We start from the raw sequence: 19,586 nt of genomic DNA on the forward strand, positions 1-19,586 counted from the left end.
TTCAAACTTAGCTTACGAATCGTGCGTTGGCGGGCAAAATCTCGGTCGCCTACGGATTCCGCCAGATCAAAGCCAAACACGTGCTATCTTTGCCACAGTTCCCCCGATGCCACATTTTTGATGGGATTCCCATCTCAATTGCTCCCACGAGTTCCCCATGACCGAGCCAGTTCCAAACCCAAAATCTTCTGAGACGTACTCTGTGCGGTGGGTCGCGATGAGTGTTGGCTTGTTGGCGCTCGTCGTGTTTCTACCGACCGTGCGGTACGACTTCGTCAACTGGGATGACCCGTGGTACGTCATCAACAACGAATTGATCGACGGCTGGAGTTTGCAGAATCTGCATGGAATCGCGACCGAATCAGTCGCACGAAATTATGCCCCGCTGACGATTTTCTCGTTTTTGATCGATCGCAGTTTCTGGGGACTCAACCCGACCGGTTTTCATCTGACGAATGTCTTACTGCACACGATCAATGCGGTGCTGGTTTTTTATTTAGTGCGACAACTGACAGGGCGGTGGCGTTTAGCTTGGGCGGTAGCGGCGGTATTCGCGGTGCATCCGTTACAGATCGAAACCGTCGCGTGGATATCGTCGCGAAAAGGTTTGCTCAGCGGGGCGTTCATATTGGCTTCGCTGCTTTGTTGGCTGCGACCGGACCGAACGGGCAAGCACGAAGCCTGGGGCATCGTCTTCCTCGCGTTGGCGTTGTTTGCAAAAGCATTAGCAGTGGTCGTACCGGCGATTGTATTGAGTTACGACCTATTCGTCCGCCGACAAAAATTCGCAGACGCGTTTCCACGGCAAATCATTCCCGGGTGTCTGTCGCTGTGGCTTTTGGGCGTCACGATGGGGGCACAAACGACGATCGTCGGCGGCACGCGAGCCCACTTTTCATTGAGTCGTTTTGAGCTATTGGCTGTCGACACCACGATTCTTTGGAAATACGTCGGCATGTTGGCATGGCCAACTGATTTGTGTGTGCTCTATGCCCCGTCCACGCAGAACATTTTCGTTCCCGCCATTCTGGCGACCGCTGGTTGGATCGTCGTAGCGACGTGGACCTGGCGAAATCGCGAGCGACATCCGTCAATATTGTTCGCATTTCTCAGCTGGATTTTGCTGCTCGTTCCGGTGATGAATTTATTTCCACTGACGACGCTGATGAACGATCGGTATTTGTATCTGCCGTGTATTCCAATGTTAACGGTGGCTTTCGCCGGTGTGCGGGTCGGGTGGGGGAAACTAATTTCCAAGATCAGTTCGGAAGACTCGATGCGAGTTGCTACACGTGTTACCGGTGCGGTCGCGGTGGGTTGTGTTATTGCAGCCTGCATGCTCGCCACGCAACAGCGGCTTCCCGTTTGGCGGAATGGATATGCGTTGTGGTCGGATGCGATCGCCAAGACACCGTCTTTGACGGTTGTACGGATTCAATGGGCGAACACCCTGCAAGCGGTCGGCGAGACCGAACAAGCGTGCGAGGTGCTGCGGGGAGCGTTAGTCGAAACGGCTCCCGATGAGATCAACACGCGACGGATTCACGAAAAGCTCGAAGCGTGGTCTCAAGACGACACCAACTCGCAAGTTACACTTCGAACTTCGACTCCGCCCCGCGGATGACGATCTCGAACCCGAGGTCTTCGATCATCTGGAAATCTTCGTTCGCCGGTTGTCCTGGCGTGGTCAGGTAATCGCTAACGAACATCGAGTTCGCAGGGTACAAAGCCATCGCTTGCATCGATCGCAAGTTGACTTCCCGACCGCCGGCCACCCGGATCTCGGTCCGCGGATTCGTCAACCGCACGAGACACAACGTCTTCAAACAGTATCGAGGATCAAGTTCCGCCGTTGCTTCCAGTGGTGTGCCATCGATCGCGTTCAGAAAGTTGACCGGAATCGACTCGACCTGCATTTCACTGAGTTGCAACGCCACATCGACCACGTCTTCGTCGGTTTCCCCCATACCAACAATCAAGCCGCTGCACAGTTCCAGCCCGGCTTCGCGTGCCGCTCGGAGGGTTTCGGTACGGTCTGCGTAGGTGTGTGTGCTGCAAATTTCCGGGTAGAACCGTTCGCTGGTATTAAGGTTGTGATTAATCCGGTCGACACCGGCGTCTTTGAGTTCGCGAGCCTGATCAGGTGTGAGCAAACCGAGACAGCAGCAAATATGCAATCCGGTTTCGTCTTTGATTTGCTTCACGGCTTCGACCACATGAGCGACTTCGCGATCGCTCGGGCCACGTCCACTGGAGACGATACAGTATGTCTTCGCCTGCGACTCTGCCGCTTGACGGGCCCCATCGAGCAGTTTTTCGTGACTGAGCCAGCGGTACTTCTCGATCGGCGCTTTGGATCCCTTGGCCTGCGAACAGTAGCCGCAATCCTCAGGGCATAGGCCACTTTGTGCGTTTTTCAGGTAGTACAGTTGGACTTGTTTACCGAAATACTGCTCGCGAACCCGAAACGCGGCGGCAAGCAACGGGAGCAATTGGGTGTCATCCGCTCGCACGATTTCCAAGGCTTCAGCACGTGTCAAGCGACCACCGTCAAGAACACGGTCGGCAAGGGCTTCCCAATTGGTGGTAGTCATGGATGCAGCGGACGACATAAAACGTTCCTCGAATCTCTACGAAATCTCAGCAGATGCAGAGGATAACGTGTTCCACCAAGCTGAGGCAAGGACGACCATCAATGCGATTTCGACCAGTCCCAGTCGATTGGCTTTTGACCGTGGTCTTCCAAGGCGGCGTTGATCTGTGAGAACGGGCGACTACCAAAAAATCCATTGCGAGCGGACAACGGAGACGGATGTGCGGAAGAAATGATGGTATGACGGGAGTCGATCAACGCCGATTTTTTCTTCGCTGCATTTCCCCATAACACAAACACCACATGACTCCGAGAACGACTGACGGCGGCCAACATGGCGTCGGTCAGTTCTTCCCAACCTTTCCGACGATGCGAATTCGCATGCCCCGCACGAACAGTCAACACAGTGTTCAGCAACAACACCCCCTGCATGGCCCAATATGTCAGACAGCCATGCGGCGGCGGGGCACAGCCAATGTCACTGTGCATTTCCTTGACGATGTTTTTCAGCGACGGCGGCAACGGTACTTCCGGTTGGACCGAAAATGCCAATCCATGCGCTTGATCGGGGCCGTGGTAGGGGTCCTGTCCAACAATCACCACCTGTGTGTTTTCGAGCGGCGTCAACGCGAGTGCAGAGAGGACATTGTCCCGAGGCGGGTAAATCGTTTCCTGTTCGTACTCCTGTTCGACGAACTCTATCAAATCGCGGAACGAATCCGTCTGGAGATGTCCTGAAAGTTCGTCACGCCAGTTGGCTGGAATTTGCGCGACCAGCCAACTGTCAGCAAGATCGGAAGGCATAGCTTCGAATACCCGTTCGGAATACGGAAAAGGCGAATTGATGAAGTATTTGACTTCGGCGTACGGTGAACTACGTTTGCGGTAGTGTCGATTCAGAAAGTGAGATTCCGTACCCGCAGGATGCAACGAACGAGACACGTTTTCAACTGCCGGCTTGAAAGAATTATCCGGCTGGCCCCTCTGTTGCCTCTCCACAAAGGTTCAGGAATCTCCTTGACGACAGGCGATTAGGAAAGCGAACTTCAGCGATGCCGAACGATCTTTTGTCCCAGAATGTTGTGTCGACAAAACCGGAGCCCCGTCCTCATTCGACTCATGCTGCCGAACTCGTCGCGACAATCGCCGAACGCAAGTTTTCCGGCCGCAATGTGGCGGAATCGTCGCGTACGCTGCTGTCCCTTTTGGCACTGTCCGAAGCCACAGAAAACTTCGAAAACCCCGACGAGTCCGACACGCTTCACGACGTCATTCAGCGGGGAGCATTACGTTCCTTGTTGGCGGCCCTGCATGCACGAGATGAGGGGACTGTCAATCACAGTCGTCGAGTCGCCTTGCTAGCAGTGGGTTTGGCAGAGCGGTTGGGTTGGGACGGCACACAGCTCAAACGGCTCGAAGTGGCCGCCCTTTTGCACGACGTCGGCAAGATCGGTGTGCCCGATCACATCTTGTTCAAACCCAGTCGTCTGAGCCCCGACGAAACGGAATTGATGGCGTTGCACTACGATGTCGGCGTCGATGTCCTGCAGGCCTGCCGAGTCGATCAAAAAGTCCTCGACATCGTTGTCCAGTCTCACTTGTACTTCAAAAGCAACAATAACGGATCGGATGTCGTCGATGGAGAAGTGAGCCAGGGTGCTCGCATCCTCGCTGTTGCCGATGCGTACGACTCGCTGCAAACTCCACAGGCATACCGTCCCGCGAAAACGCATGACGAAATCATGCAGCACCTGATGGATTCCGCCGGTACGCAATTCGACGGCAATGTCGTCTGTGCACTCTCTCGGTGGTTGAAAGAGGAGGGTCTGCCGTTCGATTGCATTCCGTCAACCGGTGACACCGGCACAAGTTCGCTCAGCGACTCGATGAAGGTGTTTCAGACGAATTCACTCTTCAAGATTTTTTCGTACCTCTACGTGATGGAGAGCCTGTACGACGGTTTCGCGTTGATCGATGCGAATCTCCGCTATGCGATTTGGAATCGTGGAATCGAACGGCTGAGCGGTCATTCTGCACAGTCGTTTTTGGGAAGAACCTGGTCGGGACGGTTGGTCGAGTATGCCGATCGTGAAGGCCGAGTCATCCCGGAAAAAGATTGTCCCGTATCGCAGGTGATGGAATCTGGGATTCCGCAGACGGACCTCTACAAGATTCGGCATAAGCACGGCGAATGGGTCGATACAGAGATTCAAACCGTGCCGCTGATCGATGAAAGCGGAAGTTTCCAGGGAGTCGCCCAGATTTATCGTGATGTCGGGCGAACCTCGCGACGACCCCAGGAATTCCACGAACTCAAGATGGCAGCGACACGCGACGCGCTGACGTCTGTTGCCAATCGCGGGGAACTGGAAACGCAACTCACGCTCTTGGTCAATCAATGGGCTCAAGCTCGCGTTGCGGACGAGAATGTCGCACCATTCAGCGTGCTGTTTTTAGATATCGATCACTTCAAGTCGGTCAATGATAACTACGGTCACGCGGCCGGCGATGCAGTGCTGATCCAAACCGCGAAAATGCTGCAGAACGAAACGTATTCGGGTGAATTGGTCGGTCGGTATGGCGGTGAAGAGTTTGTCGTCATCTGCCCAGACACGAACCTTGAACAAGCCCGGCAACGTGCCGAACGGTTGCGATTGGCAATTAGTCGTTTGAAGTTCAAAGGACACAACAAACTGAAAGTCACCTCGTCTTTCGGTGCCGCCGAAATCGAACGGGGCGATTCCGTAGACAGTTTGCTTCGTCGGGCAGACAAAGCACTGTACCTCTCCAAAGAGGGTGGACGAAACCGGACAACGACACTCACGAACGAACAATTCATTGGTGCCGATCACATTCCCAAAACGGAAGAACCCGGCACAGACCCGTTCTTGCTGGAATCGGCATTCACAGTGGCGGGTTCGGCGGATCTGATCGTGTGCAAGTTGGGTGGACTCGTCAACGATGATCATGCGGTTGTGCTCAAAACGAGTCACGACGAAGCGATCTTCCGCATGGGTACGAAATCCTTTTTCGGCGGTTGGGGCAAAACGCCGGAAAAACAACCGGTGCGAATCGTTGTAAGACTGATCAAACCGGACGAACGCACTCGGGAAATTCGTAAACGAATTCAGGTTCAAATCGCGATTCGCCCGATCGGACGAGTGAGGTCGTCAGAGGTCTTCCAAACTCGTGCCCAGCGGGCGTTGCGAGCCATCCGAAGTTACCTCGTGGTCGATTGAACAATCGCCGGTGCTCAACGCGATTCCAGCCAGAACCAGCGTAAGAGTTCTTCTGGTTCGGAGGAAATGATCCGAAGTTCCGATCCCCCATCGCGATTGACCTGAGCATCTTCCAACGCTGGGATCGTCCCGTTTTTTCGGGGACGTGACGTGAGAAGTAGCGTACGAGTTGTCGGCCCTCGTTGGGTTCGTCCCCAAGTCAGCAGTTCGGTTAAGTCGGGTTGCGGTCCTGCTTCCACGTTGGCCAATAATTTCATGAGCGATTCTAAACCCGCTGGCCCGGTCGCTCCCGACCACGCTTCGAATTTCGCGCCGACGGCCCCCAATGCCACACGGGAATCGCGTGATCGAAGCATCTGCGTTCGCGAAATCGTCGCTGCGAACGAAATGGCTAACTCCACTCGGTCAGTCGCCACAACGTCTTTCGAACTCGGTCGCCAAAGATCGAGCAAAATCACCAGGTCTTGATTGCGACTCTGATGGAACTCGCGAATCATCAGTTCCCCTTGACGGGCTGACGAACGCCAGTGAATCGCCCGCGGATTATCACCCGAGCGGTACTCGCGGATACGGTGGAACTCGTCATCGTACACGCCACGTCGTGTGTCGGAGCGTTGCACGATTTCGTCCGCATGACCGTGCTGACGAAACCAAGCAGGCGTCAACCGACCGATCCGCGGGAACACGATGACTTCGCCGGGCAACTCGAGCGTGATGCCACGTTCCACGATGCCCAGCGGGTAACGTGTTTCAATCGAGACTGGCCCCAACTGATACCGCCCCCGGTCACGCAGTTCGAGTTGATACCGAGCCACACGAGATTCATTTGCAGGAATCCGTGCCACTAGCGACGACGGTTCCAGAACTTCCCGCTCGTTCGCCACGCGATCCGTTACCGTCAGCAGTTGTGATGACAGGATCGACTTCCGGTTCGACAAATGCAACTCAACCGTGAACCGCTCCCCGGCCACGACCGATTCAGGAATCGAGCGTGTCACAGAAAGATTCTTCAGCATCGAAACAATGATGCCACCGTTGAGAACAAACGGGGCCGCCATCATTGCGAAGACGAGCAGCAGCATGTTCGATCGCGTTTGCAGAGAACCCACGAACAGCACGATCATAATCACCACGTACACCGCGCCTTGTCGGGGCAGGGCGAAGCGATGTCGAATGGATGTCAGTTCCGTACCCGCCAGCAAATGTTTGCTGAGTTCCCGAACGCCAAAGAACAACGACGACACCGCCATCACGGCTAAACATCCGCGAGCCAATGTGATCGGCACCTTTCGGGCCATCAGTAGGAACTCGATGCCGAACAGGAGCAGAATCACTCCGGTCCAAGAGATCCGCATTTTCGTCGTATCGGTTGGCCGGGGGGAATCATCGGTTTTCCCGAATAATGCCCGTGTTTGGATCGTCGCTCCCCAACCAATCGCCAGACACGACGTCACCACATACAACACTCGTCCAAACGGACTAACCCAAGGCAACGGACGCAGAAACTCAAAGTAATAAAACAGCGAAATGCCACCCGCTAGAAAGGCAAACAAGCCTTTCCAGGAAAACTGAGGCTGTTCCGCGTCGTCCGACATAGGTGACTCCGAAGGGAGAGGAATTTGGGTTCAGGATTTCAAGTTAGGGACAAGAAACTCTACAGCTCCGAAGCCCCCTGACTGACCCGGAATTTCTCAATCCTACCCCCGAGTCAAAGCGTCTTCCAGCCGTTTCGCAAAAGCGATGAGTGCCGACTGTGAAATCGTATGGGGGCCGTTGAATTCGATGAACTCCACCGGCCAACCAGCCGATTGCAACAAATCCCGCAACCATTCGGCTGCCGCAAACGGCAGAATCGGGTCTTGCGTTCCGTGGCTGAGCAAGACGGGCAGCGGCGTGTGGTCGGCAAGTCGCTCCTTCCAACGGTCCTCACAGATCAATGTGCCCGAGAACACCGCTAGCCCTGCAAACGGTTCCGCACTCTCAAGAGCCACATGCGTCACAAGCATTCCACCTTGCGAGAAACCCGAAAGCGTGATGGCCTCACTCGACACATCCCGAGTGGATTGTATCTCACGAATACACGCCGACAGCGCTTGGGCGGCCTCATCGAGTCCCGGCGGGTATTCTTTACGCAAGATTCGTAAATCACCGGATGCGATGGCCTGCAGACGCTCTTCCAAATTCAATGGCCACCACGCCCGACCACCCGGCATTCCTTGGTCAGCCAGAGACAAAAGCGCCGCCGGAAACACAAACTGCACGCCTTCCGCAAGTGCCGGAAACGCTCGCAGACTTTCCGCACCGATCGGCACCAAGTCGCTACCCGGGGCGCCAAAACCGTGACACATCACAACGACATGCTTCGGTGGCACTCCGTCCGGTAATTCGTCGATGACAATGCACTGCAGGCCACCCAAAGTTTCCGTCTGACGCTTCATTCCATACTGCTTTTTGTTGTAGACAAAACGAAGGAGTATCTCAGCTCTGCTTGGTCACTAGCTCAACTTGATCACTGAAATCACTTGCCGTCGACGACCGCGAACTGTGCTGACGATCCCTTCGGTTGGAATAGTTCCAGTTTCAAGTCGTTACTCGAACGAATTGCGGTATCGACTCGGAAGACCACCGCGTGTGTGCCGCGATCCAGTTCGGTGACGAACTCCGGTTCCGTCCCCATCGCCTGTCCGTCCACCCAAGCATTCACGCCTTCGGCCGAATCCAACTGAAACCCGATGCGACCACTTGCGGTGACATCGACGTCTCCTTTGAGATACAACACGGTTTGCTCCATGTCTTCGGCAATTTGATCCAACGGCAAGGTGCCATCGACGCGGGCATACACCGGTTGCCAGGGGACATTCTCTGCATGCACCAGGGCATCTTCGAAGGCTTCTTCGTCTGGTACTTTCTGAGCGAGCAGGGCAGGAACTTCCGCCAACACCCGCCACCGTTGCATCCGTGGAGTCGACCGCACTGCGTACCGTCCCGGTTTGCCAAGTTCGGAAAGAAACCGCACGAGGTCGATCAGTTCATCCTGCGTGAGAAACTTGGTCAATCCTTGCGGCATCAACGACTTGCCTTCTTTTTCGAAGTCGATGTCTGCCGTTGGAATCGTGATTTCTTTCCCATTGGCATCTTTGAGCACCAATCGATCGGCCGCCTGATCGACAACAACTCCCTGATGAACTTCGCCCGACGCCGTGAGCACAACGCGTGTCAAATACGCTTCTTTGATCGCTTGGCTGGGATACAAAATTGAATTGATGAGATAATCCACGGGCGAACTTTGACCGACAGCACTGAGATCGGGACCGACATCTCCACCGGCTTTGCTGACCGCGTGACACTTCATGCAACTCAGATCGGCACTGCGAAAGATCGCTTCGCCGCGTGCGGGATCACCTTTTGCGACCACATCGGCAGCAAGTTGGGCAATCTCGGCTTTCGAAAGTTGCGGTGTCTCCTGACTGATCCCCGCCGCGGTGCTCAGCACGTCGGATAGAGCTTTGTCGTTGCGTCCTGAACCGAACAAGTGTCGCAATGCCATCTTGGCAACATCGGCGGGCGGTGTTTTCTGTTCCAGTGCGGCCGCCAGCAAATCGGTACCGTCTTGTCGCACGAGAAACGCATCGACGAGTGGTGCCGGATCGGTCTTGGTATCTGCATCCGCAAGAACCTCGGCGGCCCGAGTCGCGGCGGTTTTGGCGTCGATCTTCGTCAACGCAGCCACACCTTGATATCGCAGGCTTAGCGGATACTCCTTGCTCGTCAATTCCATGATCGCTGCTTGGGCGGTCTCATCGCCGAGTTGCGTTAGGCCATTGATCGCAGCCGATTGCAGTCCCGCGTTCCCCTTGGCATTCAGAGCCAAGGTTTTCAATATCGGTGCGACTGCTACGACTTTCCATTGCCCGGCCAACTGCACCGCAAGTCCGCGAGTTGTATCGTCTTGATCGCCCGTCAGCAACGTCTTGAGAGCCGACAAGTCCCCCGCAGGTTTCACTTTGCGAGTTTGAGCCGCGTCCAGCAGTGTCTTTAACGCCGCAACGCGAGTTTCACCGGTGTATCCGTCCGCCTGAACCGATTGATCGAAAAGATATTTCAAGTCGTACTCGTTGCCACGACGGCCGACAAGTTCCACGACGCTGCCAACCCGTGAGTCCGGTAACCGACCGCTCTTGAGCAGCTTCATCAAAGGTGCCACCGCGCTCGGCGGTTCCTCGGCCGAAGCGAGATTGAGCGATGTTAGGAGAACCATCACTAACAGAAACAGTTGGCGAAATTGACCGTCTGATTGTCGCGTTAGGGACATGAGAAAAGTCCTTTACCTACGTGAGAACAAAGACCCCAGCAGGGAACCGGGGTGGCGAGAAAACAATTGAGTCGTACAACAAGAAACACACGGGCCAGGAACAATCGAATCGCATTCTGCCCGGCGGTGGAACAGTCAACGAAGACGTTTTCCCGCCCACCGCGGACATGAATAATCGCATTCCGGTCTTACTCGGTGCGGGCTTCGAGAGTGTCCATCGTCTCTTTGAGGGTGTACTCCAAGTAATAGTCTTGCGGGTAAATCAACGATTCGACGGCCACTTCCAGGGCCGTTTCTGCCTGCTCGCCGGTGAAGAAACTCAGTGCACGAACCGCTTCCAATCGCACGCGGGGGTGTTCGTCGTTGATCTGCGCTCGCAGCAACTCCAGTGGTTCCGGTACACGATCCCGCCAGTAACCCAGCACCCGCGTGGCGGCGGCCCGAGCTTTCGGTTCTTCGGCAGTCAGGACGGAGTTCAGCAAGTCCACATTGACCATGTCGACCGCTTGATGCAGCCACAACCATTCCAGTCGCAAATGCTCGTAGTTATCAGCCGATTGGTCCAAACCTGCGAACCACTTCCGACCGGCTTCCATGACTTGTTCGACATCACGCGACCACAACTCACGTCGTACTCGATAGCGTGTGCGGTCTTCATATGAGGCCAGTAATTCGAAGAGTTCAGGAATCGAAGCGTCCGCCAGGTTCGGCGTTTTAACAAGCGGATTCTCGGTGTAACGAATTCGCCAAACGCGGCCGTGATTCTTGTCACGTTTGGGGTCACGCAACGAGTGCTGCATGTGACCGATCAACGGATTGAACCAGTCGATCAAATACAACGCACCATCGGGTCCGAACTCCAAATCGACCGGCCGGAAATTGGGATCAGCCGACCGCAACAACGGCTCGACCGGTTCGGCTTTGAAACCAGATTCATCCTCGAACATTTTGTACTGCAGCACGCCATGAAAACCGATGACGTTGTTGAGTAAATAATTCCCTTGGGCTTCCTTCGGGAAATTGCTGCTCGAAACCAACTCGCAACCGGACGTGGGCCGCCATTGCTTCACGAGGAACTGATTCATCCCGCGATGTTGACGCGGAAAATCCACTTGCCCGGAAAACGCGGTGCCGAAGTAATTCGCACCACCGGAGGCGTCGGCCACAAAGTTTTGGCCCCAACGATCGAATGTGTGTCCCCAAGGATTGGCAAAGTTATACGCGATGAACGCATCGAGTTTTTCGGTCAACGGTTCGTATCGGAACACCCCCGCGTTCGCGAGACGCACGGGACCATATGGCGTTTCAACTTGACTGTGATGAAATGTGCCTTCTTGGAAATACAAAGCACCGCCCGGTCCCCAAGTGAACGCACTGATGGCATGGTGACTATCCCCGGAATCGAAGCCATGGAGCCGATATTCGCGGACATCCGCATGATCATCGCCGTCCGTGTCCTTTAGGAACACGATGTTCGGTTGTTGAGCGACATATGCACCGCCGTGTCCAAGTTCAATTCCAGTGGGCACGTGAAGTCCGTCAGCGAACACCGTTTGCTTGTCGGCCCGTCCGTCGCCATCCGTATCTTCAAGAATCAGAATTTTGTCGTCGACCGGCGTTCCGGGGAGATACATCGGGTAAGACCCCATCGTCGTGACCCACAATCGACCTTTCGAATCGAAAGCCATCTGCACAGGGTTTTCGAGTTCCGGGAAATCCTCCTCGGAGGCGAACAGATTGATTTCATAGCCTTTCGGAAGCTTGAAAGCTTCGATCGCCTCGTCCGGTGGAGTCACGCGAACTTCGTTCGGGAAGTTCGTAGCAATCGTTTTCAGATCACCAGTGTTGGAGTCGTCGATTTCCGCAGGAACGTCCTTGCCCTGTGCAATCGCCCAGATGCGTTCATCACGATTACGAATCATCTTCCGCAACTTGGCGAATTCATCCGGAAAGTTCACCACGCCAAACGGTTTTTTGCGTCCACCGTAGATGTAGAATCCGTTGATGGCTCGATAGTCGTAGAAGAACTGCAAGCTCTTCTCGGCGACGGCGGCGTGCAACGCATCCCACTTGTCTTTCGCGAGAGCGTCTTTCGGCCAATCACCGAACAATTCCTTGTCCAAAATCGGTGCCAACTCGGCATACCCTTCATCGTTGAGATGCACGCCGTTGATCGTCAGTGCGTCTTTCGTGCTCGCGAATAGCGTTTTCGTCGGGGCGAACACATCGACGAACTTCACATGCAAGTCCTGAGCAACTTCCCGCATAGCATCCGTGTAGAGGGCCAAGTTCTCGTTGTTCGCTTTGCCGTCTGATAGAGTCCGCGAGTGCAGATCCTGCTGGGCAATTGGCGAAACCAACACAATCTGAGGTGCCTCGGCAGGCGCTTTACCCTTACCATCAATCACGTTAGGCTTATCCGAACCGCGACGAAAATTCGTGTACGGATACTGATACTGCCGAACCTGCTCGACCAGGTTCTTCAAATCGGTCTTGAATTGATCAACCCCGTCCGGCCCCGCGAACGACTCGTTAAAGCCGAAGAACGCCAAAATCACATCGGGTTCATGATCGTACAGTGTATGACCGTGCTCATGGAAATCCTGTGAACGCAATCGCAAGTTCACGGTATCAGCAGAGAATCCCAAGTTCCGCACGACCAACTTCTTCTCCGGGAACCGGGCGTGAAGTCGGGTTTCGAAGCGATTGAAATACTGCATCCGCTCGGCGAGCGTGTTGCCGATGATGACTATCCGATCACCTTCGTCCAACTTTAGCGACGGTGTCGAATCGGCGGCGGAAACAATCGGCCCCGCGGTGGTGAAAACCATCACCGCAAGCACCCCAGTGATGTGGCGAAGCATATTGACTCTCTCGTTTAGCAATGAAGAAAACTCTCAATCGACCGCCAGGACGGACGCCCGGGGCGATAGTGGTGGGTCATCTTTTCAGGCGTTCGATCTTCTATGCTAAACCGTTCGACTAGGAAATGAAAACCGTCTCGGGCAAGATTTGCTGCGAACTTTCCCTGGTACAACACCGCAAAGTTGGTCCATTCTTGCCCAATTGAGCCGGGAATGGCTCGTTCCAAAGCGAAGTGACGGGCATGCCGACCGCGGAACCTGCGTCCGTTCCGGGGATCATGCCTTGCCCTCCAAAAACTCCCTGTTTTCGCAGTTTCAACGCCCAGCCAGCTCTACGTAGCACACCAACACGTTGACGAACGGCCGAAAAATCGTTTCAATTACCTCCGCACTCGACGCACTTTTTCTCGACGGCCTACCACTTCCTCGGTTTCTTTCTGAAGCCAAGTCGGCTTGGCACGCGTTACGTTTCCGAAAAACTTTGGATGATTGAGTCGACTTTCGCGATGGAATTACAACTTGAAGACCGCCCCTGGGGCGAAGCGACGGCAGATTGGCTCCTTGTATTCGTCCCGCAAGCCGAACACTGGCCAGCCGCACTCACGAATTTGGATTCCCAGCTGGGCGGGCAACTCAGTCGACTCCGGGAACGAGACGAATTCCCCAGCGATGTCGCGGAGACCTGCAAAATTCCCGTGGCCTCGGGAATCGCGGCAGATCGCGTGCTGTTAGTGGGGCTGGGTGCTGTCGAAAGTTTGACGCCAGCAAAGTTCGAGCAGGCCGCACGAACCGCCTTCGGTCAGACCACCAAGAAGAAAGACCAAACGGTCGCAATCGCCTGGCCGGAACTTTCCGCAGCCGTCTCCGACACCGCGATTCAAACGGCTGTCATGTCGGCCGTTATTGCCGGTGTCGGCCCAGGTGTGTACCAAAAGGAGCCGTGCCGACATCCCATCAAATCGCTCGTGCTGCTCACCAACTCGACCGACGAAAACCGCAAAACGGCCAAAACCGGACACATCCTCGGCGAAGCCATCAATCAAACTCGCGACTTGGTAAACCGTTGTGCCGACGAGATTTACCCGGAAACTGTCGCTGCAAAAGCCAAGGAAATGGCTGACGAAGTGGGCCTGCGTTGTCGCATTCTCGACCAAACCCAACTCGAGGCGGAGCGAATGGGGTCGTTATTGGCTGTCGCACGGGGTAGTAGTCGACCGCCACGTGTGGTGGTACTCGAACACCGTGGCGGCGACAGCGAAGCACCGACGCTCGCTTTGTGTGGCAAAGGCGTTTGTTTCGATAGCGGTGGATTATCGATCAAAACCAGCGAAGGCATGAACACGATGAAGGCGGACATGGCTGGTGCCGCCACCGTGTTCGGAGCGCTCGCCGCTATCGCCCGGCTCAAACTTCCGGTGAACGTCGTCGGTTATTTGGGTCTTGTGGAGAACATGATCAGCGGTTCGTCGTACAAACTCGGCGATGTCCTGACGGCTCGTAACGGCGTGACGATTGAAGTCCTCAACACCGATGCCGAAGGCCGCCTGGTCTTGGCCGACGTGCTCGCCTACGCGGCCGATCAAGGGGCCGACAAGATTGTCGATTTGGCGACGCTCACCGGAGCGTGTGTGGTCGCGCTGGGTGAAGAGGTCAGCGGACTTTTCACGAATGACCGGGCCTGGGGTGACACCGTCATCGGTGCGGCCGAAGAATGCAACGAACGCGTTTGGGAGTTGCCGATGGACGACGACTTCGCCGATCTTCTCAAAAGCGATGTCGCCGACTGCAAGAACATCGGCGGCCGCTGGGGCGGGGCGATCACCGCTGCCAAGTTCCTCGAGAAATTCGTCAACGAAAAACCCTGGGTTCACCTCGACATCGCCGGCCCCTCTTTCGCCACCAGTAGCAAAACCAACCGCGACAGCGGTGCGACTGGAGTGATGGTGCGAACTCTCGTCGAACTAGCCAAAGGGTTCAAGTAAACGACAAATCGTTCTAAGAACGTCTGGAATAGAACTGTGCTCTAAACCGCGTACGTATTCATATTAGAGATCATTTGACTGCGTATTCGGTTTAGCAAGCAACGATTCTAACAGTTTCAGTCCTTGTTGGTTATCTTCGAACTGACCGACAACGTTTCCTAGCCGATCGATGAGAATCATGGTTGGATAACTCTCGATGCCATAGTCGAGCACAACTTGGCATCGAGCGATTGCGTTCGTTTTGGGATGTCGTTTTGGGTTGTGACCAACTAGCACGACGGGATACGGAATTGGCGTCCCTTTGAGAAGTCCTACGGTGAGCGACTTTTCGTACGCGATGTATTTCTCGAGTGAATCGATTTGACTCTGAGAATCGATATGAACACCAACGACGGTAAAGCCTTGATCTGCATATTGTTCATGCAGTTCAACCAGTCGCGGAATCTTTTTGACACATCCGGCACACCAATAACCCCAAAAATCCAGCAGAACGACATTGCCTTTCAGATCGGCCAACGAATCTGGTTCGTTTGATCTCCAGGCAATCACCTCCGTTAACTCAGGCGCCTTCTGCCCTATAAGTTGAACTCGATTCGACAGAAACAATTCAATTGGATAAAGCTCTAACCGACGTGTGTGTTCTGGAACTGTCAATTCAAGTTTTCTAGAGACAGTCCCATTGGCATTTCCATCACTTTGAATGACATATTGACCAGGCGGCAAAGCGATATCAAAGGATGGCAACTGGGAATAGTGTTCAATACATAGTGTTTTACCGAGGTACACATTGAATGCGTACTTTTCGCCATTTGGGGTACGAGTCGAACTAGTAAATGCCCCGACAACCCGACATTCCGGTCGCAACGTGAGAGTTAATCTTGCAGGACAATCGCTATCGGGACACGAAACATGAACAAGCTCCCGACTCTCATGCCGAGCAACAATGGCTACCCGATATTTCCGAACGATTTCTAGACCAGTTGCAATAGAAACATAGCCGTCTTTGTCGCTAAGAAGTTCGTCCGGTGCCGCGTCCAGCGTGCCTGGGTCAGGCAAATAGTGCCATGCGGAATTTTCAAAACTTTGATCGCCATAACATGCCGTGAATCCAACACGAGCATTGGCAACCGGCTCCCCAGACTCATCCACAAGCTGGACTATTAATGCCGACGGCTTCTCAGTGAGTGTATCGTCAGCAGTTCCCTGCGCTATAGATTCCCGTGCTAAACCAACACATCCCGCGATGATCGCTAGCGTGCACATCCAGAATTGCGATTTAAAAGACATCAGCACTCCGGGAATCTGTCTATTCGAGTTCTTTGAGAAACCATCGACCGTCGCTGTCGCACCGAGCGTAGGTATCCTGTAAGTTCGCCACTATGAATAACAACCCTGTCTGGGCACGTTTTTGTCTAAACCTTCCCGCATAATATTTCAGTAGGTCGTCTGGGTTAAAGCCGCGTGACCCAGCTTTTGGTTCCTCATGGTGCGAAAGAAATTCAGGACGCGTCCCAAGTTTCTTTGAGACGATACTTCCGTCGCTATACTTGTTTGTCATCACCGTGACAATTCATGTGATCGGCTATGTGACACGAAACGCCGGCGAATTCGAACTCTAATGTTGAATGTTGAATGGCGTATTGGTGTTGCAGGCGTTTCTTAATTTCGCGTTTGATGGTTTCCATTTCTTGGACATCATCCGCATCAATCACAATGTGTGCTTCTAAGGCACGATGATGTTCGTCTAGTTCCCAGATGTGAATGTGGTGAATCTCTTGCACGCCGTCGATCGAGGGAATCTCGGCGGCTAACTCTTCGAGATTCACATCGGCGGGCACACTTTCCATCAAAATTGCCACGGTTGGTTTCAATAGAACTAGTGAGTGATAAAGAATGTAGATCGCTAGCACGATAGTCACTAGTAAGTCAACGATCTGCCAACCTTTGAGTAGAATGAATATCCCGCCAACAATCACAGCAACCGATGCCAAAGCGTCAGCCACTTTGTGCAAAAATCCCGCTCGCAAGTTAATGTTGCCTTTTCGCATCGCAAACAAGAACAGGACCGTCGCGACATCAACCGCGAGTGCGACTGAAGCCGCGATGATCATCGGCCAACCGTGAACTTCCTGCGGATTGAAGTATCGGTGAACCGCTTCATAGATCAGGTATAACCCGATGATGGCCAATAGAATGAGATTAAGGAACGCCCCGATCACTTCGGCGCGTCGATAACCAAAGGTACGATGTTCGTCCGCTTCTTTTCGCGAAATCTTGCGTGCGACGAGCGTGACTACCAGCGACATACAATCGTTGAAGTTATGAGCGGCATCGGCAATCAATGACAGACTGCCCGAGATCACGCCGACGACAACCTCAACCACGCTGAGCAATAAGTTCAGTACAATTGCCCAAACCAAACGACCGTCACCGAGTTGGCTGGTATCATGGGTATGCCCCGCGTGATTATGCATGAGATTTGGTGTTGGCTTTCTATTCGTCCGTGTCGATCGTTCGCGAAATGAAATGCCAAATTCAAATCAGCCAACGCGGTTCCCCATCCTTGTGCACGACATCAATGTTCGGTCGAGTTTCGCCAGCAATAAGTCGAAACGTCAACGGCACGGTGTCACTGACGAGTGGTGTGCCATTGTCAGTCGTCGAACGGTCAACGAGCGCCAATTGATCGTTTTGTAACCGGTAAAGCTCTAACACCCACGGGTCACGATCAATAATCAGAAGTTCGCGAGTTCCGACGGATGCATAGAAGTCCAACTTTTCGCGTGTGCGGTCGTTGGGACTCACAATCTCCACCGCAAAATCCGGCCCACCGAACCAGTGTGTTCCCTGGTTCGTTGCCCTAGTGTCGTTTAAAAAAACCGCCACGTCCGGCACTCGGTAGTTTTGTCGCCAATCTTCTTCCTGATCTGAAACATTAACGCCCGCGAACACGGTCCCATGCGAAGCCCATTGGACTGAAGCTGATAGAACGGCAGCTAATTGAGTGACCAGACTTTGGTGTTCGTTATTGGCCAATGGCGACACGACGTACACTCCATTCCAGACTTCGTCGAAACGGTCGGAGCCGTTTTTCTGCCGTTCTCGAATCACAGAAGTCAGAACTAACCGATCCTGAATCCGCAATTCTGTGTATTGCTCAAGGACTTCCGGTTGTTCAACTAACGAACTCATGCTGTTATTCCAATCAACAAAAAACCGACAGGGACCAGTTCATTGCACTCGGTCTCTGTCGGTCTGTCAAGTTTTTGGATGCCGTCCGATGACGGAATCGCTTATTGCTTCATGGCATCGGCGAGGATTTTCGAAGTGCTTTCCCGCATGATTCGCGGGTCGACCATTTCGCCTTTTTGGAGTGTCGCGCGGACGTCTTTCCCGGAGATGAAGACCGGCTTTTCGTCGGCGTGGTTTTCCATCAAATCGACGCGGCCCAACGACTCGTAGTACGCGGCGAATCCGACTTTGACGGGTTGAATTTTCAGATCTCCACCCAAGTTGTCGAAGATCTCGTGAGCGTCGAAATCACCCCAGATGGCAGTGCCGTCTTTAAAGGGAGCGTCGGCATGTTTGCGGCCGATGACGATGTGCGTGTAGCCCATGTTCTGCCGATAGATCGCGTGCATAACGGCTTCTTTCGGGCCGCCGTAGAACATTTTGATGTCCAAACCGAGCAACGCGACACGGTCGGGAACACTTTCGCCCCGCGGTCCCCACAGTTCCGAATCGCTGTCACCTTCGCCGAGAGCCCGGTCGGCGATCAGTTTTTCGTAAGTGAGCATGCGGATTTCAGCGGAGACGTCATCGCCTTTGGTTTCGCCGATTAACGGGTTCAGAACCGCACCGGCATTCTTGCCCTCACGGAGCAAACACTCCAAACCGTAAACCAAGGCGTATTCGTGAGCGCGGTGCAGGGGATTGCGGGTCTGGAAAGCAACGACCGCGTCCCAACCTTTCTCCGCGATAACGGCTCGCACTTCTTTCGGCGAAAGCACGTATTTGCCGAACGCAGAGTTCTTCGGTTGGGGCAAAGCTTGGATTTCCCCGCCGATCAGGTGAGTTTTGTCGGCATCGTTGACCAATACCATGTCGGCACCGGGATGGTCGGTGCGGTCGGTCAGATACACGCTTTTGATGTATTTCGGTTTGTCCCACTCGTAGACGTCGGTGATGTCGAGCGTAGCAACGATTTCGCCTTCCGGATTGGTCAATGCGACCTTTTGACCTGCGGAAAGGGTGCCCGCCAACTCCGTCGTGACCGGGAATGCCAACGGAATCGTCCAAGCGTACTTGGCCCCGTTGCTTTCGATAACGGCGTCTTCCAAGACTTGGTTGTAGGTCTTGGAATCCATGGGGCCGGTCAGTGGGCTGAGTGTGCCATCCGCCAGGCGATAGACTGTGGACAGATCGGCCGTCGAGACGGGCACTTGCGGCAGCGACTTGGCTTCTTCGAGGAATGCTGCCTGTTGATCAGCGGGAACGGTGCGGTTGACGGGTTCGGACAGACCGCCGTGAGGGGCGATGAGATCGGCCATGGAAATAGACTCTCGTTGTCAAAAGAAGGTGGGTCCACAATCGATC

Annotated in this window: 13 protein-coding genes; 3 read left to right on the forward strand and 10 right to left on the reverse strand. The window is 54.2% G+C overall.

Features of this window, described 5'->3' with window-relative positions:
• The first annotated feature begins 157 nt into the window (after nucleotides 1-157).
• The gene (locus tag AC5DDB_RS03015; RefSeq protein WP_491738195.1) at nucleotides 158-1,624 is read left to right on the forward strand and encodes a hypothetical protein; all 1,467 of its coding nucleotides are present in this window, start codon (nucleotides 158-160) and stop codon (nucleotides 1,622-1,624) included.
• Here AC5DDB_RS03015 and bioB read toward each other — a convergent pair.
• Nucleotides 1,590-2,612, reverse strand: coding sequence for a biotin synthase BioB (bioB, locus tag AC5DDB_RS03020; protein WP_491738196.1), 1,023 nt, complete (start codon nucleotides 2,610-2,612; stop codon nucleotides 1,590-1,592). The genes AC5DDB_RS03015 and bioB overlap by 35 nt on opposite strands.
• Before the next feature lie 80 nt (nucleotides 2,613-2,692).
• Complete coding sequence (locus AC5DDB_RS03025; protein ID WP_491738516.1) at nucleotides 2,693-3,397, reverse strand: uracil-DNA glycosylase; 705 nt, start codon at nucleotides 3,395-3,397, stop codon at nucleotides 2,693-2,695.
• Nucleotides 3,398-3,645: 248 nt separating this feature from the next.
• Here AC5DDB_RS03025 and AC5DDB_RS03030 point away from each other — a divergent pair, with 248 nt between their 5' ends.
• The gene (locus AC5DDB_RS03030; RefSeq protein WP_491738197.1) at nucleotides 3,646-5,832 is read left to right on the forward strand and encodes a diguanylate cyclase; all 2,187 of its coding nucleotides are present in this window, start codon (nucleotides 3,646-3,648) and stop codon (nucleotides 5,830-5,832) included.
• A 14-nt stretch (nucleotides 5,833-5,846) separates the two neighbouring features.
• Here the strand turns inward: AC5DDB_RS03030 and AC5DDB_RS03035 are convergent, their stop codons facing one another.
• The 4 genes from AC5DDB_RS03035 to AC5DDB_RS03050 form a co-directional block, all read right to left on the reverse strand.
• Nucleotides 5,847-7,427, reverse strand: a complete 1,581-nt coding sequence (locus AC5DDB_RS03035) for a DUF58 domain-containing protein (protein ID WP_491738198.1) — start codon at nucleotides 7,425-7,427, stop codon at nucleotides 5,847-5,849.
• Nucleotides 7,428-7,529: 102 nt separating this feature from the next.
• Entirely contained in the window at nucleotides 7,530-8,270 is a 741-nt protein-coding gene (locus AC5DDB_RS03040; protein ID WP_491738199.1) for an alpha/beta hydrolase, read from the reverse strand.
• 80 nt (nucleotides 8,271-8,350) lie between these two features.
• On the reverse strand, nucleotides 8,351-10,144 hold the full coding sequence (locus AC5DDB_RS03045; protein ID WP_491738200.1) for a hypothetical protein: 1,794 nt from the start codon (nucleotides 10,142-10,144) through the stop codon (nucleotides 8,351-8,353).
• A 188-nt stretch (nucleotides 10,145-10,332) separates the two neighbouring features.
• A complete protein-coding gene (locus AC5DDB_RS03050) occupies nucleotides 10,333-13,008 on the reverse strand; it encodes a PVC-type heme-binding CxxCH protein (RefSeq protein ID WP_491738201.1) in 2,676 nt (891 codons plus the stop codon).
• 485 nt (nucleotides 13,009-13,493) lie between these two features.
• On the opposite strand from AC5DDB_RS03050, the gene AC5DDB_RS03055 reads away from it, so the two are divergent.
• Entirely contained in the window at nucleotides 13,494-14,990 is a 1,497-nt protein-coding gene (locus AC5DDB_RS03055) for a leucyl aminopeptidase (RefSeq protein ID WP_491738202.1), read from the forward strand.
• Between the two features lie 63 nt (nucleotides 14,991-15,053).
• Here the strand turns inward: AC5DDB_RS03055 and AC5DDB_RS03060 are convergent, their stop codons facing one another.
• The 4 genes from AC5DDB_RS03060 to AC5DDB_RS03075 all read right to left on the reverse strand — a co-directional run bounded on the left by AC5DDB_RS03060 (nucleotide 15,054) and on the right by AC5DDB_RS03075 (nucleotide 19,540).
• Nucleotides 15,054-16,277 carry a TlpA family protein disulfide reductase gene (locus tag AC5DDB_RS03060; protein ID WP_491738203.1) on the reverse strand — a complete coding sequence of 408 codons (1,224 nt, stop codon included), beginning with the start codon at nucleotides 16,275-16,277 and terminating at the stop codon, nucleotides 15,054-15,056.
• 254 nt (nucleotides 16,278-16,531) lie between these two features.
• Nucleotides 16,532-17,464, reverse strand: a complete 933-nt coding sequence (locus tag AC5DDB_RS03065) for a cation diffusion facilitator family transporter (protein ID WP_491738204.1) — start codon at nucleotides 17,462-17,464, stop codon at nucleotides 16,532-16,534.
• Nucleotides 17,465-17,525: 61 nt separating this feature from the next.
• Nucleotides 17,526-18,182, reverse strand: a complete 657-nt coding sequence (locus AC5DDB_RS03070; protein ID WP_491738205.1) for a Uma2 family endonuclease — start codon at nucleotides 18,180-18,182, stop codon at nucleotides 17,526-17,528.
• 101 nt (nucleotides 18,183-18,283) lie between these two features.
• Entirely contained in the window at nucleotides 18,284-19,540 is a 1,257-nt protein-coding gene (locus AC5DDB_RS03075) for a sulfate adenylyltransferase (RefSeq protein ID WP_491738206.1), read from the reverse strand.
• Between the last annotated feature and the right edge of the window lie 46 nt (nucleotides 19,541-19,586).

The organism is Thalassoroseus sp., from assembly GCF_984380535.1.